The organism is Christiangramia echinicola DSM 19838 (assembly GCF_000423065.1).
Classification (GTDB): domain Bacteria; phylum Bacteroidota; class Bacteroidia; order Flavobacteriales; family Flavobacteriaceae; genus Christiangramia; species Christiangramia echinicola.
Genome location: NZ_AUHG01000011.1, coordinates 540,410 through 555,938 on the forward strand (window position 1 = coordinate 540,410; position 15,529 = coordinate 555,938).

Annotated in this window: 16 protein-coding genes; 14 read left to right on the forward strand and 2 right to left on the reverse strand. The window is 37.8% G+C overall.

Going from position 1 to position 15,529, the window contains the following annotated elements; translation table 11 throughout:
• The first annotated feature begins 158 nt into the window (after window positions 1-158).
• On the forward strand, window positions 159-521 hold the full coding sequence (locus G530_RS0107620; protein WP_026933961.1) for a CoA-binding protein: 363 nt from the start codon (window positions 159-161) through the stop codon (window positions 519-521).
• Here G530_RS0107620 and G530_RS0107625 read toward each other — a convergent pair.
• Complete coding sequence (locus G530_RS0107625) at window positions 492-1,937, reverse strand: sodium:solute symporter (protein WP_026933962.1); 1,446 nt, start codon at window positions 1,935-1,937, stop codon at window positions 492-494. The two genes, G530_RS0107620 and G530_RS0107625, sit on opposite strands and share 30 nt — an antisense overlap.
• 77 nt (window positions 1,938-2,014) lie before the next feature.
• Between G530_RS0107625 and recR the strand changes: the two genes are divergently transcribed.
• The 13 genes from recR to rimO all read left to right on the forward strand — a co-directional run bounded on the left by recR (window position 2,015) and on the right by rimO (window position 12,610).
• Window positions 2,015-2,632 (forward strand): recombination mediator RecR, encoded by a 618-nt coding sequence (recR, locus tag G530_RS0107630; protein ID WP_026933963.1) that lies wholly within the window; start codon window positions 2,015-2,017, stop codon window positions 2,630-2,632.
• 215 nt (window positions 2,633-2,847) lie between these two features.
• Complete coding sequence (locus G530_RS0107635; protein ID WP_026933964.1) at window positions 2,848-4,167, forward strand: dihydrolipoamide acetyltransferase family protein; 1,320 nt, start codon at window positions 2,848-2,850, stop codon at window positions 4,165-4,167.
• Window positions 4,168-4,306: 139 nt separating this feature from the next.
• Window positions 4,307-5,083: a 3'-5' exonuclease gene (locus G530_RS0107640; protein WP_026933965.1), complete on the forward strand. Its 777-nt coding sequence runs from the start codon at window positions 4,307-4,309 to the stop codon at window positions 5,081-5,083.
• The gene (locus tag G530_RS0107645) at window positions 5,083-5,697 is read left to right on the forward strand and encodes a fumarylacetoacetate hydrolase family protein (protein ID WP_026933966.1); all 615 of its coding nucleotides are present in this window, start codon (window positions 5,083-5,085) and stop codon (window positions 5,695-5,697) included. Before G530_RS0107640 ends, G530_RS0107645 begins: the two co-directional genes overlap by 1 nt.
• An 8-nt stretch (window positions 5,698-5,705) precedes the next feature.
• Window positions 5,706-6,047, forward strand: a complete 342-nt coding sequence (locus G530_RS0107650) for an Hpt domain-containing protein (RefSeq protein WP_026933967.1) — start codon at window positions 5,706-5,708, stop codon at window positions 6,045-6,047.
• Window positions 6,044-7,303 carry a competence/damage-inducible protein A gene (locus tag G530_RS0107655; RefSeq protein WP_026933968.1) on the forward strand — a complete coding sequence of 420 codons (1,260 nt, stop codon included), beginning with the start codon at window positions 6,044-6,046 and terminating at the stop codon, window positions 7,301-7,303. The genes G530_RS0107650 and G530_RS0107655 overlap by 4 nt, the downstream gene beginning before the upstream one ends.
• 228 nt (window positions 7,304-7,531) lie before the next feature.
• Window positions 7,532-7,771 carry a 50S ribosomal protein L28 gene (rpmB, locus tag G530_RS0107660; RefSeq protein WP_011710112.1) on the forward strand — a complete coding sequence of 80 codons (240 nt, stop codon included), beginning with the start codon at window positions 7,532-7,534 and terminating at the stop codon, window positions 7,769-7,771.
• Between the two features lie 29 nt (window positions 7,772-7,800).
• Window positions 7,801-7,983, forward strand: coding sequence for a 50S ribosomal protein L33 (rpmG, locus tag G530_RS0107665; RefSeq protein ID WP_011710111.1), 183 nt, complete (start codon window positions 7,801-7,803; stop codon window positions 7,981-7,983).
• A 7-nt stretch (window positions 7,984-7,990) separates the two neighbouring features.
• Window positions 7,991-8,140: a DUF4295 domain-containing protein gene (locus tag G530_RS17505; RefSeq protein ID WP_084509775.1), complete on the forward strand. Its 150-nt coding sequence runs from the start codon at window positions 7,991-7,993 to the stop codon at window positions 8,138-8,140.
• A 140-nt stretch (window positions 8,141-8,280) separates the two neighbouring features.
• Entirely contained in the window at window positions 8,281-9,234 is a 954-nt protein-coding gene (ftsY, locus tag G530_RS0107675) for a signal recognition particle-docking protein FtsY (RefSeq protein WP_026933969.1), read from the forward strand.
• A 4-nt stretch (window positions 9,235-9,238) separates the two neighbouring features.
• A complete protein-coding gene (locus G530_RS0107680) occupies window positions 9,239-10,873 on the forward strand; it encodes an amidase family protein (RefSeq protein ID WP_026933970.1) in 1,635 nt (544 codons plus the stop codon).
• Window positions 10,866-11,150 carry a hypothetical protein gene (locus tag G530_RS0107685; RefSeq protein ID WP_240472139.1) on the forward strand — a complete coding sequence of 95 codons (285 nt, stop codon included), beginning with the start codon at window positions 10,866-10,868 and terminating at the stop codon, window positions 11,148-11,150. The genes G530_RS0107680 and G530_RS0107685 overlap by 8 nt, the downstream gene beginning before the upstream one ends.
• Window positions 11,151-11,257: 107 nt before the next feature.
• The gene (gene rimO, locus G530_RS0107690; protein WP_026933972.1) at window positions 11,258-12,610 is read left to right on the forward strand and encodes a 30S ribosomal protein S12 methylthiotransferase RimO; all 1,353 of its coding nucleotides are present in this window, start codon (window positions 11,258-11,260) and stop codon (window positions 12,608-12,610) included.
• A 74-nt stretch (window positions 12,611-12,684) separates the two neighbouring features.
• Here rimO and G530_RS0107695 read toward each other — a convergent pair whose 3' ends face one another.
• A complete protein-coding gene (locus tag G530_RS0107695) occupies window positions 12,685-15,516 on the reverse strand; it encodes a M16 family metallopeptidase (RefSeq protein ID WP_026933973.1) in 2,832 nt (943 codons plus the stop codon).
• Between the last annotated feature and the right edge of the window lie 13 nt (window positions 15,517-15,529).

Consider the following 15,529-nt stretch of genomic DNA (forward strand, 5'->3'; position numbering starts at 1 on the left):
AGAACCTGCATCTCTTTTTAGAAATGCAGGTTGAGCAAAGCCATCCTTATTAACACTAACCATCAAAATTAATAGGACGACTTTACAAGGCCCGGACCTCATTCTAAAGACTATTTTCATTTTAGATTGTTACACCAAAATTTGATTAACTTTGAAATATGAAGAAAAAAACACTTGTGTTAGGGGCTTCTCTGAAACCTGCTCGTTATTCAAATCTGGCAATTAATAGACTTGTAAAACATGGACAGCCAACCGTTGCTCTAGGCCTAAGAAAGGGAAATGTAAATGGTGTAGAAATAAAAAATGAAAAATTTCCATTTGAGGATATAGATACAGTTACCCTTTATTTGAATGCTAAAAGGCAACAGGAATATTATGATTATATCATTTCTCTCAATCCGGAACGAGTGATCTTTAATCCGGGAACCGAAAATCCTGAATTATATGATCTGCTAGACAAAAACGGAATTCAATATGAGAATGCCTGTACTTTAGTGATGCTTTCTTCTCACCAGTACTAATCCTAAGAAGGTCAGCAATCCGTTTAGTATCAGGATAAAGAATCCGAATTCAAATCCAAACCATACCAAACTATTCAGGCTTATAATATAGGATAATACCGGTGCAGCTATTGCCACAACGGGCACTAGTCTATCTTTAATTTTCCATTTGGTAAATAATCCAAAAGCGTAGAGACCAAGTAAAGGTCCATAGGTATATCCCGCAAACTGAAATAATTTATTGATCACACTTTTATCTGCGATCGCGTACTTGAAAACAAGCATAACCAGGATAAGCAGAATAGAGATGGCAATATGTATTTGTTTCCTGATTCTTACCTGCGTCTTTTCATCGTATTTCTTTTCTATGTCTAAAATATCAATACTAAAAGAGGTGGTAAGAGATGTAAGTGCACTATCGGCACTGGAGTAAGCAGCAGCAATAAGTCCGAGAATAAAGAAAATGGCTACGGCAAATCCCAGATCTCCACTAGTTGCGATCGCAGGAAATAGGTCATCACGAACTTCAGTAACACCATTAATATCTGCATAATCTATTAATAGAACACCAAGTGCCAGGAATAGAAAATTTACGAAAACCAGTACAATTGTAAACCAGAACATATTCTTTTGGGCATCTTTCAGGCTTCTACATGTAAGGTTCTTTTGCATCATATCCTGGTCAAGACCAGTCATAACAATTGCTATAAAAGCTCCCGATAGAAATTGCTTTACAAAATGATCTTTGCTTTTCCAGTCATCAAAGAAAAATATTTTAGAATGTTCACTTTCGGCTAAATATCCCATTAGGTTGCTTAGTGAGAAACCAAGGTCTTCAGAAATAAAATAGATGGTAATTCCTAATGCGAGTAACATAAAGAATGTTTGCAGGGTATCTGTCCAGATGATCGTTTTTATTCCGCTTTTAAAGGTATATAGCCAGATCAATAATATGGTAATGGTAACGGTTACGTAATAAGGAACACCCATAGAATCAAAAACAATAAGTTGTAACACATTTGCAACCAGGAATAGTCTGAAACTTGCCCCTACGACTCTTGATAACAGGAAAAAAGAAGCTCCGGTTTTATAAGACGCATTTCCAAACCTACTTTCCAGATAGGTGTAAATAGAGGTTAGATTCAGCTTATAATAGAGGGGAAGTAAAACCTGGCCTATGACGGCATAACCTATGGTATATCCCAGAACTACCTGGAAATAGCTGAAAGAATCACTTTCCACAGTTCCGGGTATTGAGATAAAGGTGATCCCGCTCAAAGAAGCTCCAATCATTCCAAAAGCCACCAGGTACCATGGTGCCTGTTTGTTGGCTTTGAAAAATTCAGCATTACTGCCGCCGCGACCGGTGAAATAGGATATGAGGATCAATACCGCGAAGTAAGCGGCAATAAGAATTAGTACTTGATATGGTTGCATAGTAAGTGGTTCTGCGCGGCAATTTACAAATTAAGCTTTAAGTAATTTCATCCGCCGAAAAAATCATAAATTCGCATATGGATTTTTCTTCAAAATTACTGGAACAGGCCGTTGATGAAATGTCTCAATTGCCGGGAATAGGTAAGCGAACTGCTTTAAGATTGGTTTTACATCTATTAAAACAACCACAAGAGCAAACAAAACAACTAGCAGGAGCTTTAAGCAATCTTAGGGAGAATATTAAATTATGTAAAAACTGCTATAATATTAGCGATACAGATCTTTGTGAAATTTGCGCTAATCCAAATAGGGTTTCAGAGATCGTTTGTGTGGTGGAGGATATCAGGGATGTGATGGCCATAGAAAATACGGGGCAGTATCGAGGTCACTATCACGTGCTTGGCGGTAAAATTAGTCCTATGGATGGTATTGGTCCTTCTCAGTTATCCATTAAGCCTCTAATAGATAAAGTTAATGCCGGTAAAATTGAGGAGATCATTTTTGCCTTGAGTAGTACTTTGGAAGGTGACACTACCAATTTCTATATTTTTAAACAGTTAGAGGGCACAGGTGTGAAAACCTCGACTATTGCCCGCGGAATTTCAGTAGGAGACGAATTGGAATATGCAGATGAGGTTACACTGGGAAGAAGTATCACAAACAGGATCCCGTTTGAAAATTCTATGAAGAGCTAAAGAAAACCGTCTTTTAAAGCTTATTAAAATTTAAAAATTCCCGAATCTTTTTCAATTCCTTAGCTGAAATCGTAATTTTAGCAGGAATTTGAAAGCTTAATGCTGCTATAAGAAATTCAGTAAAAACTAATTTTATTGATTTTTTAATATTTAATAAGCGGTATTTTGATTAAATTCGCAACTCAAATAACAAAAATCGCATCTGATTTAACAATATGGCAAAATTTGAATTAAAATTACCCAAAATGGGTGAAAGTGTTGCAGAAGCAACGATAACAAGCTGGCTTAAAGAAGTTGGAGATACTATAGAGATGGATGAGCCGGTGCTTGAAATAGCTACCGATAAAGTGGATAGTGAAGTTCCTAGTGAAGTAGATGGTAAATTAATTGAAAAGCTTTTCGAAGCTGATGATGTGGTTAAAGTAGGACAGACTATCGCTATTATAGAAACAGATGGAGAGGTTGAAGGTGGTGCAGATGAAGTGGAAACGGAAGAGCCTGCAGCAGCAGCTCAGGTAGAAGAAAGTGTTGCGACGGCTAAAGAGACAGCTTCAGCAGATACGTCAAACGAAGATTATTCAGATTCAGCCAGATTTTATTCACCCCTGGTTAAAAATATAGCCAAAGAGGAAGGGATTTCCTTGGATGAACTTGAAGGTATTGATGGTACTGGCAAGGAAGGAAGAGTAACCAAAAATGATATTCTTAGCTACGTTGAAAACAGAGGTTCTCAGTCTAAGAAAGCTACTGAACCTAAAGCCAAATCAACAGAAGATAAAGGTCTGGCATCTGCTAAGCAAGCAGAACCTGTAATGAGCGGCGAGGACGAGATTATAGAGATGAGCCGTATGGGTAAAATGATTGCCCATCACATGGTGGACAGCGTTCAGAAATCTGCCCATGTTCAATCTTTTATCGAAGTTGATGTTACCAACGTATGGAACTGGAGAAATAAACATAAAAATGAGTTCCAGAAGAAAGAAGGCGAAAAGCTAACTTTTACTCCAATATTCATGGAGGCGGTTGCTAAAGCGATACGGGATTTCCCGATGATCAATATTTCGGTTAACGAGGATGCAACTAAAGTGATTAAAAAGAAAAATATTAATCTTGGTATGGCTGCCGCACTTCCAGATGGTAATTTAATTGTTCCTGTAATTAAGAACGCAGATAGATTGAATATCGTAGGAATGGCTAAGGCGGTGAATGATCTTGCTAATCGTGCCCGGTTAAATAAATTAAAACCAGATGATATCCAGGGAGGAACTTATACGGTTACCAATGTTGGAACTTTTGGCAGTATCATGGGAACCCCAATAATCAATCAGCCGCAAGTGGGGATTTTAGCCCTGGGAGCGATACGTAAAGTGCCTGCTGTTATTGAAACACCAGACGGTGATTTTATAGGTATACGTTATAAAATGTTCCTTTCGCATAGTTATGACCACAGGGTTGTAAACGGAGCATTAGGAGGACAATTCGTGCAAAGAGTTGCTCAATACCTTGAAGGTTTTGACAAGAATAGAGAAATTTAGAATTTTAATTCTTTGTTATATAAAAAGCCACGTTCTGCGTGGCTTTTTCATTTTTTTAAGGATTAGTTTTTCCTGTATTTCCTGATGATAATTTTAAGCGAATTCTCAAATTATACTAACTTTACTGAAATTTTAAAATATGGACCTCAAGCTTACCAAACCTATTTGTTTCTTCGACCTGGAAACAACCGGAACTAATATTTCTAAAGACCGAATTGTAGAGATCGCTGTTCTAAAGGTATTTCCAAATGGTAATAAAGAAAGTCATACCTGGCTGGTAAATCCTGAAAGAGATATTCCTGCTGAAGTAATTGCCATTCATGGTATCACCAATGAAAAAGTGGCTAATGAGCCTACCTTTAAAGAGCTGGCAACAAAGGTGCACGATCTAATTAAAGGTTGCGATCTCGGAGGTTATAACTCCAATAGATTTGATATTCCGCTTTTAGTAGAAGAATTGCTTAGAGCTGGTATCGATTTTGAAATGAAGAACGTGGTTGCTGTTGATGTCCAGACGATATTCCATAAAAAAGAACAACGTACACTTTCTGCTGCATATCATTTCTATTGCGGAAAAGAGTTGGAGGGGGCACATGGCGCAGAAGCAGATACAGAAGCAACTTACGAGGTATTGAAATCGCAGCTGGATAAATATAATGATCTGGAAAATGATATGAAATGGCTGGCAGATTTCAGTTCAAGAAAGAAATTTGCAGATTTCGCCGGATTTATTGGTTATGATAAAAAAGGAAAAGAGGTGTTTGCCTTCGGAAAATATAAAGGAAAACATGTGGAGCAGGTCTTAGATGACGAGCCTGGATATTTTGGCTGGATACAGAATGCGGACTTTCCTTTATACACGAAAAAGGTGCTTACCGCGATTAAACTTCGCAAACTCAATAATAAATTGTCCTGATGAAGATAATTTGTGTAGGCCGCAATTATACCGATCATATTGCAGAACTGGAAAATGAGAAACCTGAAGATCCTGTTCTTTTTCAAAAACCTGATACTTCAATCTTATTAAAAAAGCAGCCTTTTTTCATTCCTGATTTTTCAAATGAGGTTCATTATGAGGTGGAAGTTCTTGTTAAGATCAAGAAAATAGGAAAGCATATTCAGGAGAAGTTTGCACATAAATATTATGATGAAATAGGCCTGGGGATAGATTTTACAGCCCGGGATCTTCAGCAAAAATTAAAAGAAAAAGGATTGCCATGGGAGAAGGCTAAGGCCTTTGATGGCGCTGCAGTCGTTTCTAATAAATGGATAGGTAAAAGTGAGCTGGGAGATATAGATGATCTTGGCTTTAGGCTGGAAAAAAATGAGGAGGTAGTTCAGAAAGGCAGCACATCTCATATGTTGTGGAAAATTGATGAATTAATTGCTTATATTTCGACGTATTTCACCTTAAAGATCGGTGATATTATTTTTACCGGAACTCCTGCGGGGGTAGGTAAGGTTTCTCCAGATGACCGACTTACAGGATATCTGGAGGAAAATAAAATGTTTTCAATTCGAGTTAAATAACAATTTTAATGAGTAGCTATAATCTAGACGAGGTTAAAGAAATGGCCGGCGGAGATGATGATTTCATGTTGGTCGTGGTACAAACTTTTCTTGAAGAAATTCCGCCAGATGTGGCTGCAATGAATGAGGCTATTGGAAATGATAATCCATCTTTGGCTTATCAATTTGCCCATAAAATGAAGCCTAACCTTCAGCTTTTTGGTTTAAATCTTATGGACCAGATACTAACCATTGAAGCCTGGGCCAAAAATGGACAAAAAAAAGGGGAAGTACCGCAAGCTGCTGAAGCTATTACTAAAAAAGTTGATGTAGCAGCGATCGCGCTCAAACGAGATTTTGAATTAGAATGAAAGCTGAAATAGTCACAATCGGAGATGAAATTCTCATCGGTCAGGTTGTTGATACCAATTCAGCATATATCTCCAAAGAACTCAATAAGATAGGTGTAAGCGTTCACCAGATAACTTCTATTCAGGATGAGCGTGTGCACATTCTTCAAACTTTAAAAGAAGCATCACAAAGAGCCGATATTGTTATAATTACCGGGGGCCTTGGGCCTACAAAAGATGATATTACCAAGAAATGTCTTTGTGAATTCTTTGGTGATGAATTAATCCGGAATGAAAAAGTTCTGAAACATATAGAATATCTCTTTGATAAATACATAGACACCCCAATTTCGGGTCTTAACCGCGATCAGGCTTTACTTCCTTCAAAGGCCATTGCACTGCATAATGAGTATGGTACGGCAGCTGGGATGTGGTTTGAGGAAAATGGGAAGGTGTTTGTCTCTATGCCTGGAGTGCCGTATGAAATGCGAGGACTTATGGAAAGAGAAATTATTCCAAGACTTATTAAAAATTATGCCCGGCCAATAATTCTGCATAAAACGGTGATCACCTATGGTCTGGGTGAAAGTGCCATTGCTGAAAGGATAGAATCCTGGGAGGATAACCTACCTGTTGAGGTCAAATTGGCTTATCTGCCCAACCTGGGAAGAGTGAGACTGAGGTTAACGGCTAAAGGGGATAATGAAGAAAGGCTTAAAAATCTAATAGAGTCTGAGATTTCAAAACTACATCACTTCATTGGAGATATAATCTATGGTTATGAGGATGAAGACCCAGTAGAAGTAGTTATTGGTAGAATGTTAGCTGAAAAAAACTGGACGCTTTCTACTGCTGAAAGTTGTACGGGTGGAAGACTGGCTTCTAAATTTACTAAGGCGCCTGGATCTTCGGCAAGCTTTAAAGGAAGTGTGGTAAGTTATTCTACCGAAGCGAAATCTGAAATTTTAAATGTGCCTCAAGAAATTATTAAAAAGCATTCGGTTGTTAGTGCTGAAGTTGCTAAAGCTATGGCATTAGGGGCTCAGCAAAAATTTCATACTGAATTCGCGATATCAACTACGGGTAATGCAGGGCCTACTAAAGGAGATAGCGATGCAGAATTGGGTACTGTCTTTATAGGCATTGCAACCCCGAAAGGTGTAAGCGCCAGGGAATTCAACTTTGGTAATCATCGCGAAAAGGTGATTGGCAAATCTGTAAATAAGGCAATGGAATTACTTCAGGAAAGTATCATAAAAGTCAGGGACGATATTTGATTTTCAGATCAATGATCTTAAGAATTAGAATATTCGGTTTCTTTTCCCTTGATTTATATGAATTAAAAATCTTATTTTTGCACTCGGAATAGCACTGAGACAGGAGCTAAACGATGATTCGCCGGAAATATTTCAGGAGTAAAATATTTTTTTTGAATAAGTTGCCTGTTAGGTAAAAAAATCGTTAATTTGCAGCCTGTTTTGAAATAACGAGAAAAGTATAGAGCAATGTCAAGAGTTTGTGAACTTACCGGGAAAAGAGCAATGGTTGGGAATAATGTTTCTCACGCCATGAATAAGACTAAACGTAAATTTAACGCCAATCTAGTTAAAAAGCGTTTCTTTCTTCCTGAAGAAGATAGATGGGTAACACTTAAAGTGTGTACGTCTGCATTAAAAGATATCAATAAAAAAGGCATTTCTGCCGTAATTAAGGAAGCGAAAGCTAAAGGATTTCTTCAGAAATAATCCTTAGCAGCACCTAAAAATATTTCACAATGGCAAAGAAAGGTAACAGAGTTCAGGTAATTCTAGAATGTACAGAGCATAAGACATCTGGTCAACCAGGTACTTCAAGATATATTACTACAAAAAATAAGAAGAATACACCGGATAGAATCGAGTTGAAGAAATTCAACCCAATTCTAAAGAAAATGACGGTTCATAAAGAAATAAAATAATTGAGTCATGGCAAAGAAATCAGTAGCATCTATTCAAACAGGATCTAAAAGATTAACCAAAGCAATAAAAATGGTTAAATCTGAGAAAACCGGTGCCTACACTTTTGTAGAACAGATCATGGCTCCGGAAGACGTAAACGACTTTTTGAAAAAGTAAGGATCGTTCACAAACGATTTTAAATAATCTTTAAAAGCCGTCCTGGATTTAATCTGGACGGCTTTTTCTTTTTATGTATATTTATTGCCGCATTGTGAGAGGGTTTTAACCTTCTTTTGCTTTTAAACCTGCCAAACAAAATGAGTTTATTTAAAAAGATATTTTCTAAAGAGAAAAAGGAAAATCTGGATAAGGGATTAGAGAAATCTAAATCAAGTTTCCTGGATAAGATGAGTAAGGCTGTTGCCGGAAAGTCTAAAGTAGATGAAGAGGTTCTTGATGACCTGGAAGATGTACTTGTAAGTAGTGATGTTGGTGTTGCTACTACGGTTAAGATCATTAATAGAATTGAAGAAAGAGTTGCCCGGGATAAATATCTGGGTACAGATGAGCTGAATAAAATACTTCGCGAAGAGATCGCCGCGTTACTCTCAGAAACAAATACAGGCGAGGCTTCAGAAATTCATATTCCTGAAAATACTAAACCGTATGTCATCATGGTAGTAGGTGTCAACGGAGTTGGAAAAACCACTACTATCGGTAAACTGGCGCATCAGTTTAAAAGTAAGGGACAGAAAGTTGTTCTAGGTGCTGCAGATACTTTTAGAGCTGCGGCTATAGACCAGTTACAGATCTGGGCTGATAGAACAGGCGTTCCTATTATCAAACAGCAAATGGGAAGTGATCCTGCTTCGGTAGCTTTTGATACTGTGCAAAGCGCTGTAAAAATGGATGCTGATGTGGTTCTTATTGACACTGCGGGTAGACTTCACAATAAGGTAAACCTGATGAAGGAACTTACAAAGGTGAAACGAGTAATGCAAAAAACCATTCCAGATGCTCCTCACGAGGTTTTACTGGTTCTTGATGGTTCTACAGGTCAGAATGCTTTTGAACAGGCTAAACAGTTTACTGCGGCTACAGAAGTAACTTCACTTGCGGTAACTAAACTGGATGGTACGGCTAAAGGTGGTGTGGTGATAGGAATTAGCGATCAGTTTAAAATCCCTGTAAAATATATTGGAGTAGGAGAAGGAATTGAGGATCTGCAGGTATTTAATAAATACGAATTTGTAGACTCATTCTTTAAATAGACCCATGAAAAAACTTTTACTTTTTTTTATCGCTTCAGCTTTTATAAGCTGTAATAATGATAAGTCTGAAAATGCATCTGAGGTAGATCAGGTTCAGGAAGATTCTACCAACGTGGAAGAAATAGAGTTCAAACAGGTTGATTCCAGGTTAATTGATAACGATAGTCTCTGGAAGCCTTTTGAAGCTGATCTTTCAGAATTTTCTACCGAAGTTTACGAAGAAGTAAAAGCACTGGTTTTTGAAAGATCTATTCCTGAAATTCAGCAGGCCATAGATAATGAAAAGCTTACTTATGAGGAGGTAGCTCTATTTTATTTAAGCAGAATTAAAGAATACGATCGTGAAAATGATCTTTCCTTAAATTCTGTTATCTCTTTAAATCCTAATCTTATTAAGGAAGCCAGGGAGAAAGATCAGCAAATGAGTACAGCTGAGAATCATCATCCAATTTTCGGGATTCCGGTACTTCTAAAAGACAATATTAATACGGCTAATATACCTACGACCGCAGGCTCTTATGCGCTTAAGGATAACCAGACTAAAGATGCCTTTATCGTAAAGCAATTAAAAGAAAATGGTGCATTGATACTGGGAAAAGCCAACCTTAGCGAATGGGCTAATTTTTTCTGTGAAGGTTGCCCTAACGGTTTTTCTACGGTTGGTGGTCAAACGCTAAATCCCTACGGAAGAAAAATTCATGATACGGGTGGCTCGAGTTCAGGTAGCGGGGTAGCTGTAGCTGCAAATTTTGCTCCTGTAGCCGTTGGATCAGAAACTTCAGGTTCTATTTTATCCCCTTCAAGTTCAAACTCGGTAGTTGGATTAAAGCCCACCATTGGAGTTTTAAGCAGGGGAGGGATTGTTCCAATTTCCAGCACTTTAGATACTCCAGGTCCTATTACTAAATTTGTAATAGATAATGCGATTCTCATGGATGCGATGAAAGGTGTGGATAAGGCAGATGCTGCTTCAGCAAAAGCGAGAAAACAGCAAGCGGTTTATTATTCGAATCTGGAAAAAGCAGAGCTAAAAGGAAAACGTTTTGGCGCTATAAAATCATTGATGGAAGATACGCTCTATGTTAGAGCAATTAATGATCTAAGAAAAGCAGGAGCCGAGATCGTTGAATTTGAAGCTGAAGAAATTGATCTCCCTAACTTTCTAAGACTCCTTAATCTTGATATGAAAAAGGATCTTGCGGCCTATTTCAAGAATTATGGAGGAGATGTATCTTATAAGAGTGTTCAGGATGTAGTCGCTTATAATGAAAAGGATTCCCTGAACAGAGCTCCTTATGGGCAGGCATTGTTCTTAGGAATAGTAAAAGATTCATCAAGTGAAAAAGAATTTGCTGCTATAAAAGATACGCTTAAAACAAACGGAACCAGATTTTTTGAAAAACCGATGAAAGAGCATGATCTTGATGCTGTACTTTCAATAAATAACTATCATGCTGGCTATGCCGCGGTTGCGAAATATCCTGCTATTACGGTTCCTATGGGCTATACTTCAGAAAATAAGCCAATGGGTTTAACTTTTATAGGAAAACCTTTTACTGAAGAACACTTATTACAATTCGCGTATTTATTTGAAAAGAATACCAAAAGAAGAAAAACACCTGCAGATTATAATGAGTAGTAATTCACAGAGATATCTGGTATTAATTTCCAAGATCATTTTTTTCTATAGTATCTTCTATGTGATCATGAAGATCCTGGCAATATTTCAGGGTGCATGGATGATCCCCAATCTAATTCTCTCTATTCCATATCTTGTTTTTGCCATAGTAGGCGGGATAATGGTAAAGCGAAATTCGTATCATTGGGCCTATGTAATTGCCGGTGCTATATTAATAAGTGTAGTGCGATATTATGAAAAAGAATGGATGATCCAACTTCACGAATATTTCCTTTAATAGCTTCAATTTAAAGACTTTCAGGTATATCTAATTTTAGATTGTATCTTTGCACCCGCTTTGGATTTTCCTTTGAAGAGGATCAGGGCTAAAAAGTAGATAAGTATATGAGGACGAAGTCACTAAAAAAGAACAGGATCAACGTTGTAACCCTTGGTTGTAGTAAGAATGTATACGATTCAGAGGTTTTGATGGGGCAGTTGAAAGCGAATGATAAGGACGTTGTGCATGAAGAAGATGGTAATATCGTGGTGATAAATACCTGCGGATTTATTGATAATGCCAAGGAACAATCTGTAAATACGATCCTGGAATTCGTTGAGAAAAAGCAACAGGGAGATGTAGATAAGGTTTTTGTGACCGGATGTTTAAGTGAAAGATATAAGCCAGATCTTCAGAAGGAAATACCAGATGTAGACCAGTATTTTGGGACTACAGAACTTCCCGGACTTTTAAAAGCACTGGAAGCTGACTACAAGCATGAATTAATAGGAGAGAGGTTAACAACTACTCCAAAGAACTACGCATATTTAAAGATCGCTGAAGGTTGTGATCGTCCGTGTTCATTTTGCGCCATCCCTTTAATGCGTGGTGGTCATAAATCTACACCAATTGAAAACCTTGTAAAAGAAGCTGAAAAACTTGCCGCTAATGGAGTCAAGGAATTGATCTTGATCGCCCAGGATCTTACCTATTATGGTCTTGATCTTTATAAGAAGCGTAATCTGGCTGAATTACTGGAGAACCTGGTAAAAGTAGAAGGTATAGAGTGGATTAGATTGCATTATGCTTTCCCAACTGGATTCCCTATGGATGTGCTTGATGTAATGAAACGTGAGCCTAAGGTTTGTAATTACCTTGATATTCCACTTCAGCATATTTCAGATGATCTTCTAAAATCCATGCGTCGCGGAACCACTCATGAAAAGACGACGAAACTTCTGAAGGAATTTAGAAAAACAGTTCCCGAAATGGCTATTAGAACTACGCTGATCGTTGGTTATCCCGGAGAAACCGAAGAGCATTTCCAGGAATTAAAAGAGTGGGTGAAAGAGATGCGTTTTGAACGTCTTGGTTGTTTTACTTATTCTCATGAAGAAAACACTCACGCCTATAATCTTGAGGACGATGTACCTCAGGAAGTAAAGCAGGAGAGAGCCAATGAAATTATGGAAATTCAATCTCAGATCTCCTGGGAATTGAATCAGCAGAAAATTGGCGAAGTGTTTAATGTAGTGATAGATCGTAAGGAAGGTAATTACTTCATTGGCCGTACCGAATTTGATTCACCAGATGTTGATAATGAAGTGTTGATCGATGCTACTTCAGTTTACCTGAAAACAGGTGATTACTACGAAGTTAAGATCACCGAAGCTGCCGATTTTGACCTATATGGAGAACCTTTAAATGTAACTACTGAAAAACCTAAGCGTAAAGAAATTAAGGTTAGAACTGAATAGTTCAGTTCTAAGCAGTATTCATATAAAAAAAGCGGAAGTTCAACTTCCGCTTTTTTCATTTATGTTTCTAGTTCTTAATTGTTATTTTCTTCTTCAGCATTTAGAAGAATTGGCTTACCATATCCTAGTTCCTCCAAACGCTGCATTTGAGTTTCGGCATCACCAACGATCAAATAATACATTCTATCTGGATTAACATATTTTTTTGCCAGATCCTGAATTTCCAATACTCCTAATTCCTCGACCTTTTGCTCGCGATCCTTAATATAATCATAGTCGTATCCGTAATCACTAATTTCTCTTAGCATGTTCAATTTTGCTCCAAGAGTTTCAAATCTACGGGCGTTGCTCTTTATCATGTAACTCTTAGTAACCTCCAGATCCTTCTGGTCAAAGGTGGTGATATAATCTTTCATGATATCTCTTACAAGTTCTGCAGCCTCATAGGTGATATTGGTTCTTACGCCACTAGAGATCATAAATGGTCCTACATAGGATCTATCCATAAACCTGGAGCGAATGCCGTATGTATAACCTTTACCTTCTCTTAATTCCTGAGTTAATCTGGAAGCAAAACTTCCTCCGCCTAAGCGATAATTCATTACCTCTGCTGGATAAAAATCTTCATTTTTTGCTGAAAGGGCCGGAGCTCCAAAAGCGAATACCGACTGTTTTGCTCCGGGAACATCATAAAAATAAACCCTGGATTTTTCCGGAAGGTCAAATTCAGGAATTTCAGGGAAATCAATATTTTTAGGAGCCCAGTTTGCCGAAATCGCTTTTACAGGATTTAAGGCTTCATCTTTTTGAACAGCACCAACCACCAGGAAAGTGGAAGCTAAAGGAGAAAGATTTTCCTCGTAATAGTTCTTCAGGTCCTCCAGGCTTAAATTCTGAATAGTTTCTGGAGTTCCTAATTCGTTATAGGAGAGTATACTTTTTTCTCCATAAATAAGTTTTTTGAATTCATTCTGAGCAATAGCATTAGGATCTCCTTTCTCTTCCTGTAGTCGGCTTAGGGTTTGTTGCTTGATCAGCTCAAATTCTTTTTCATCCCATCTTGGTTCGAGTAATATCTCTTTAACCAGGTCTATAGTTTCAGCATAGTTTTTTGCCAGGGTATTCCCGGAAATAGTAATCTTTTCCTCACTGGAATTCACATAAATTGAAGCTCCTAAAAGTTCTATAGCTTCTTCCAGTTCTGCTGGTGTTTTTTTTGCAGTTCCTTTGGTAAGCATGCTTGCCAGCATACTGGAAACTCCTGCCTTAGCAGTTTTTTCCAGTAATTTTCCACCCTTCATTTCCAGGCTGAATTGTACTACTGGAACCTCGCTATTAGTGATTCCCATGATCTTCATGCCAGACGGTAGTCGCGTATCCCATATCTCGGGAATATTAAGCTCAGGTTTCCCGTAATATGGAGGTTCAATGCTTCTGTCGAAACTAGATGGAGTTTTATCATAACTCACTTTTTGATTTGGATCGAAATCTTCTTCAGCACCCTCCACGATCTTTTCTTCGATCACTTCGGCCTTTTTTGAGTTTTTTAGAGCAAGTTCTACCTGATCCTTAGGTACAAAACTGGTAGCTACAAAATTCTTCCCTTGGATGTATTTATTATAAACATCCATTACATCTTTAGCCGATACAGCGAGTAATTTGTTAACCTCCTTATTTATGAAATTCGGGTCTTTCGCGAAGATCTCATATTGCGCCAGTTGAAACCCTTTTCCTAAAACACTGGAAATCGAATTATAGAAATTTGTCTCTAATCCTGCTTTGATCCTTTTCAGGTCTTTTTCTGGAATTCCATTTTTCTCAAATTCAGCAAAGGTCTCATCGATCGCGAGTTTAACTGAATCCAGATCCTTACCTTCATAAGCTCTTACCTGAAGCATTAATTGTCCAGCTAGCTCAGAGGTATAATTGAACATATCTATATTGCCTGCAAGCTTTTTTTCTTCTACCAGCTTTTTATAAAGTGGGGCATTCTTTCCAGCAGCTAGATAATTTGCTAGAATTTCTAATTCGAAGGAATCTTTGTGATAGGAATATACTGAAGGCCAGGTAAGGGTTAACTCTGGTAACCTGGCAAAATTATCTTCATGATATAGTCTTTTTGATTCAGAGAGAGTAACCAATTGTTTTTCCAGCTCCTTGATCTCTGGACCTCTTTCTATTTCGTCAAAATATTTATGCACCCATTCCTTGGCCTGGTCTTTATCGAAATCTCCGGAAATGGTTAAGATCACATTATTGGGAACGTACCATTGATTGTAAAAGTCTTTTACATCCTGTAAAGTAGCATTTTGAAGGTCTTCCAGACTTCCTATTACCTGCCAGTTATAAGGATGATCGTTAGGATAAAGATTCCTGTCTACGACATAGAAAGTATGACCATATGGTCGGTTGTCTATATTCTGACGTTTTTCATTCTTCACAACCTGCTTTTCCTTTGCCAGTACCGGCTCAGTAACTGTATTTATAAAAAATCCAAGTTTGTCAGCTTCAGCCCAGATCATTTTTTCCAGGGCATCGCTAGGAACAGTCTGGAAATAGTTGGTTCTATCCCTGCTTGTAGAGCCGTTAGCTCCAGAGCCACCAATTCTTGCACTTAATTTATCCAGGCCACCTTTACCAAGGTTTTCAGATTCCAGGAATAAAAGGTGTTCAAATAAATGAGCAAATCCGGTTCTGCCTTCTTTTTCCCTGGCCGATCCTACATGAGCGGTAAGGGCAACCGCAACTACAGGATCAGATTTGTCCTGATGCAGAATTACTTTTAAGCCATTTTCAAGGTTAAAAGTTTCGAAATCAACTGAAAAGTTTTCAGTCTTTTCCTGGCCTATAGTTGGACTAACAACTGCCAGTATTAAAATGAGGATGAATGATTTTATGAATTTCATTTTCTGAATTATA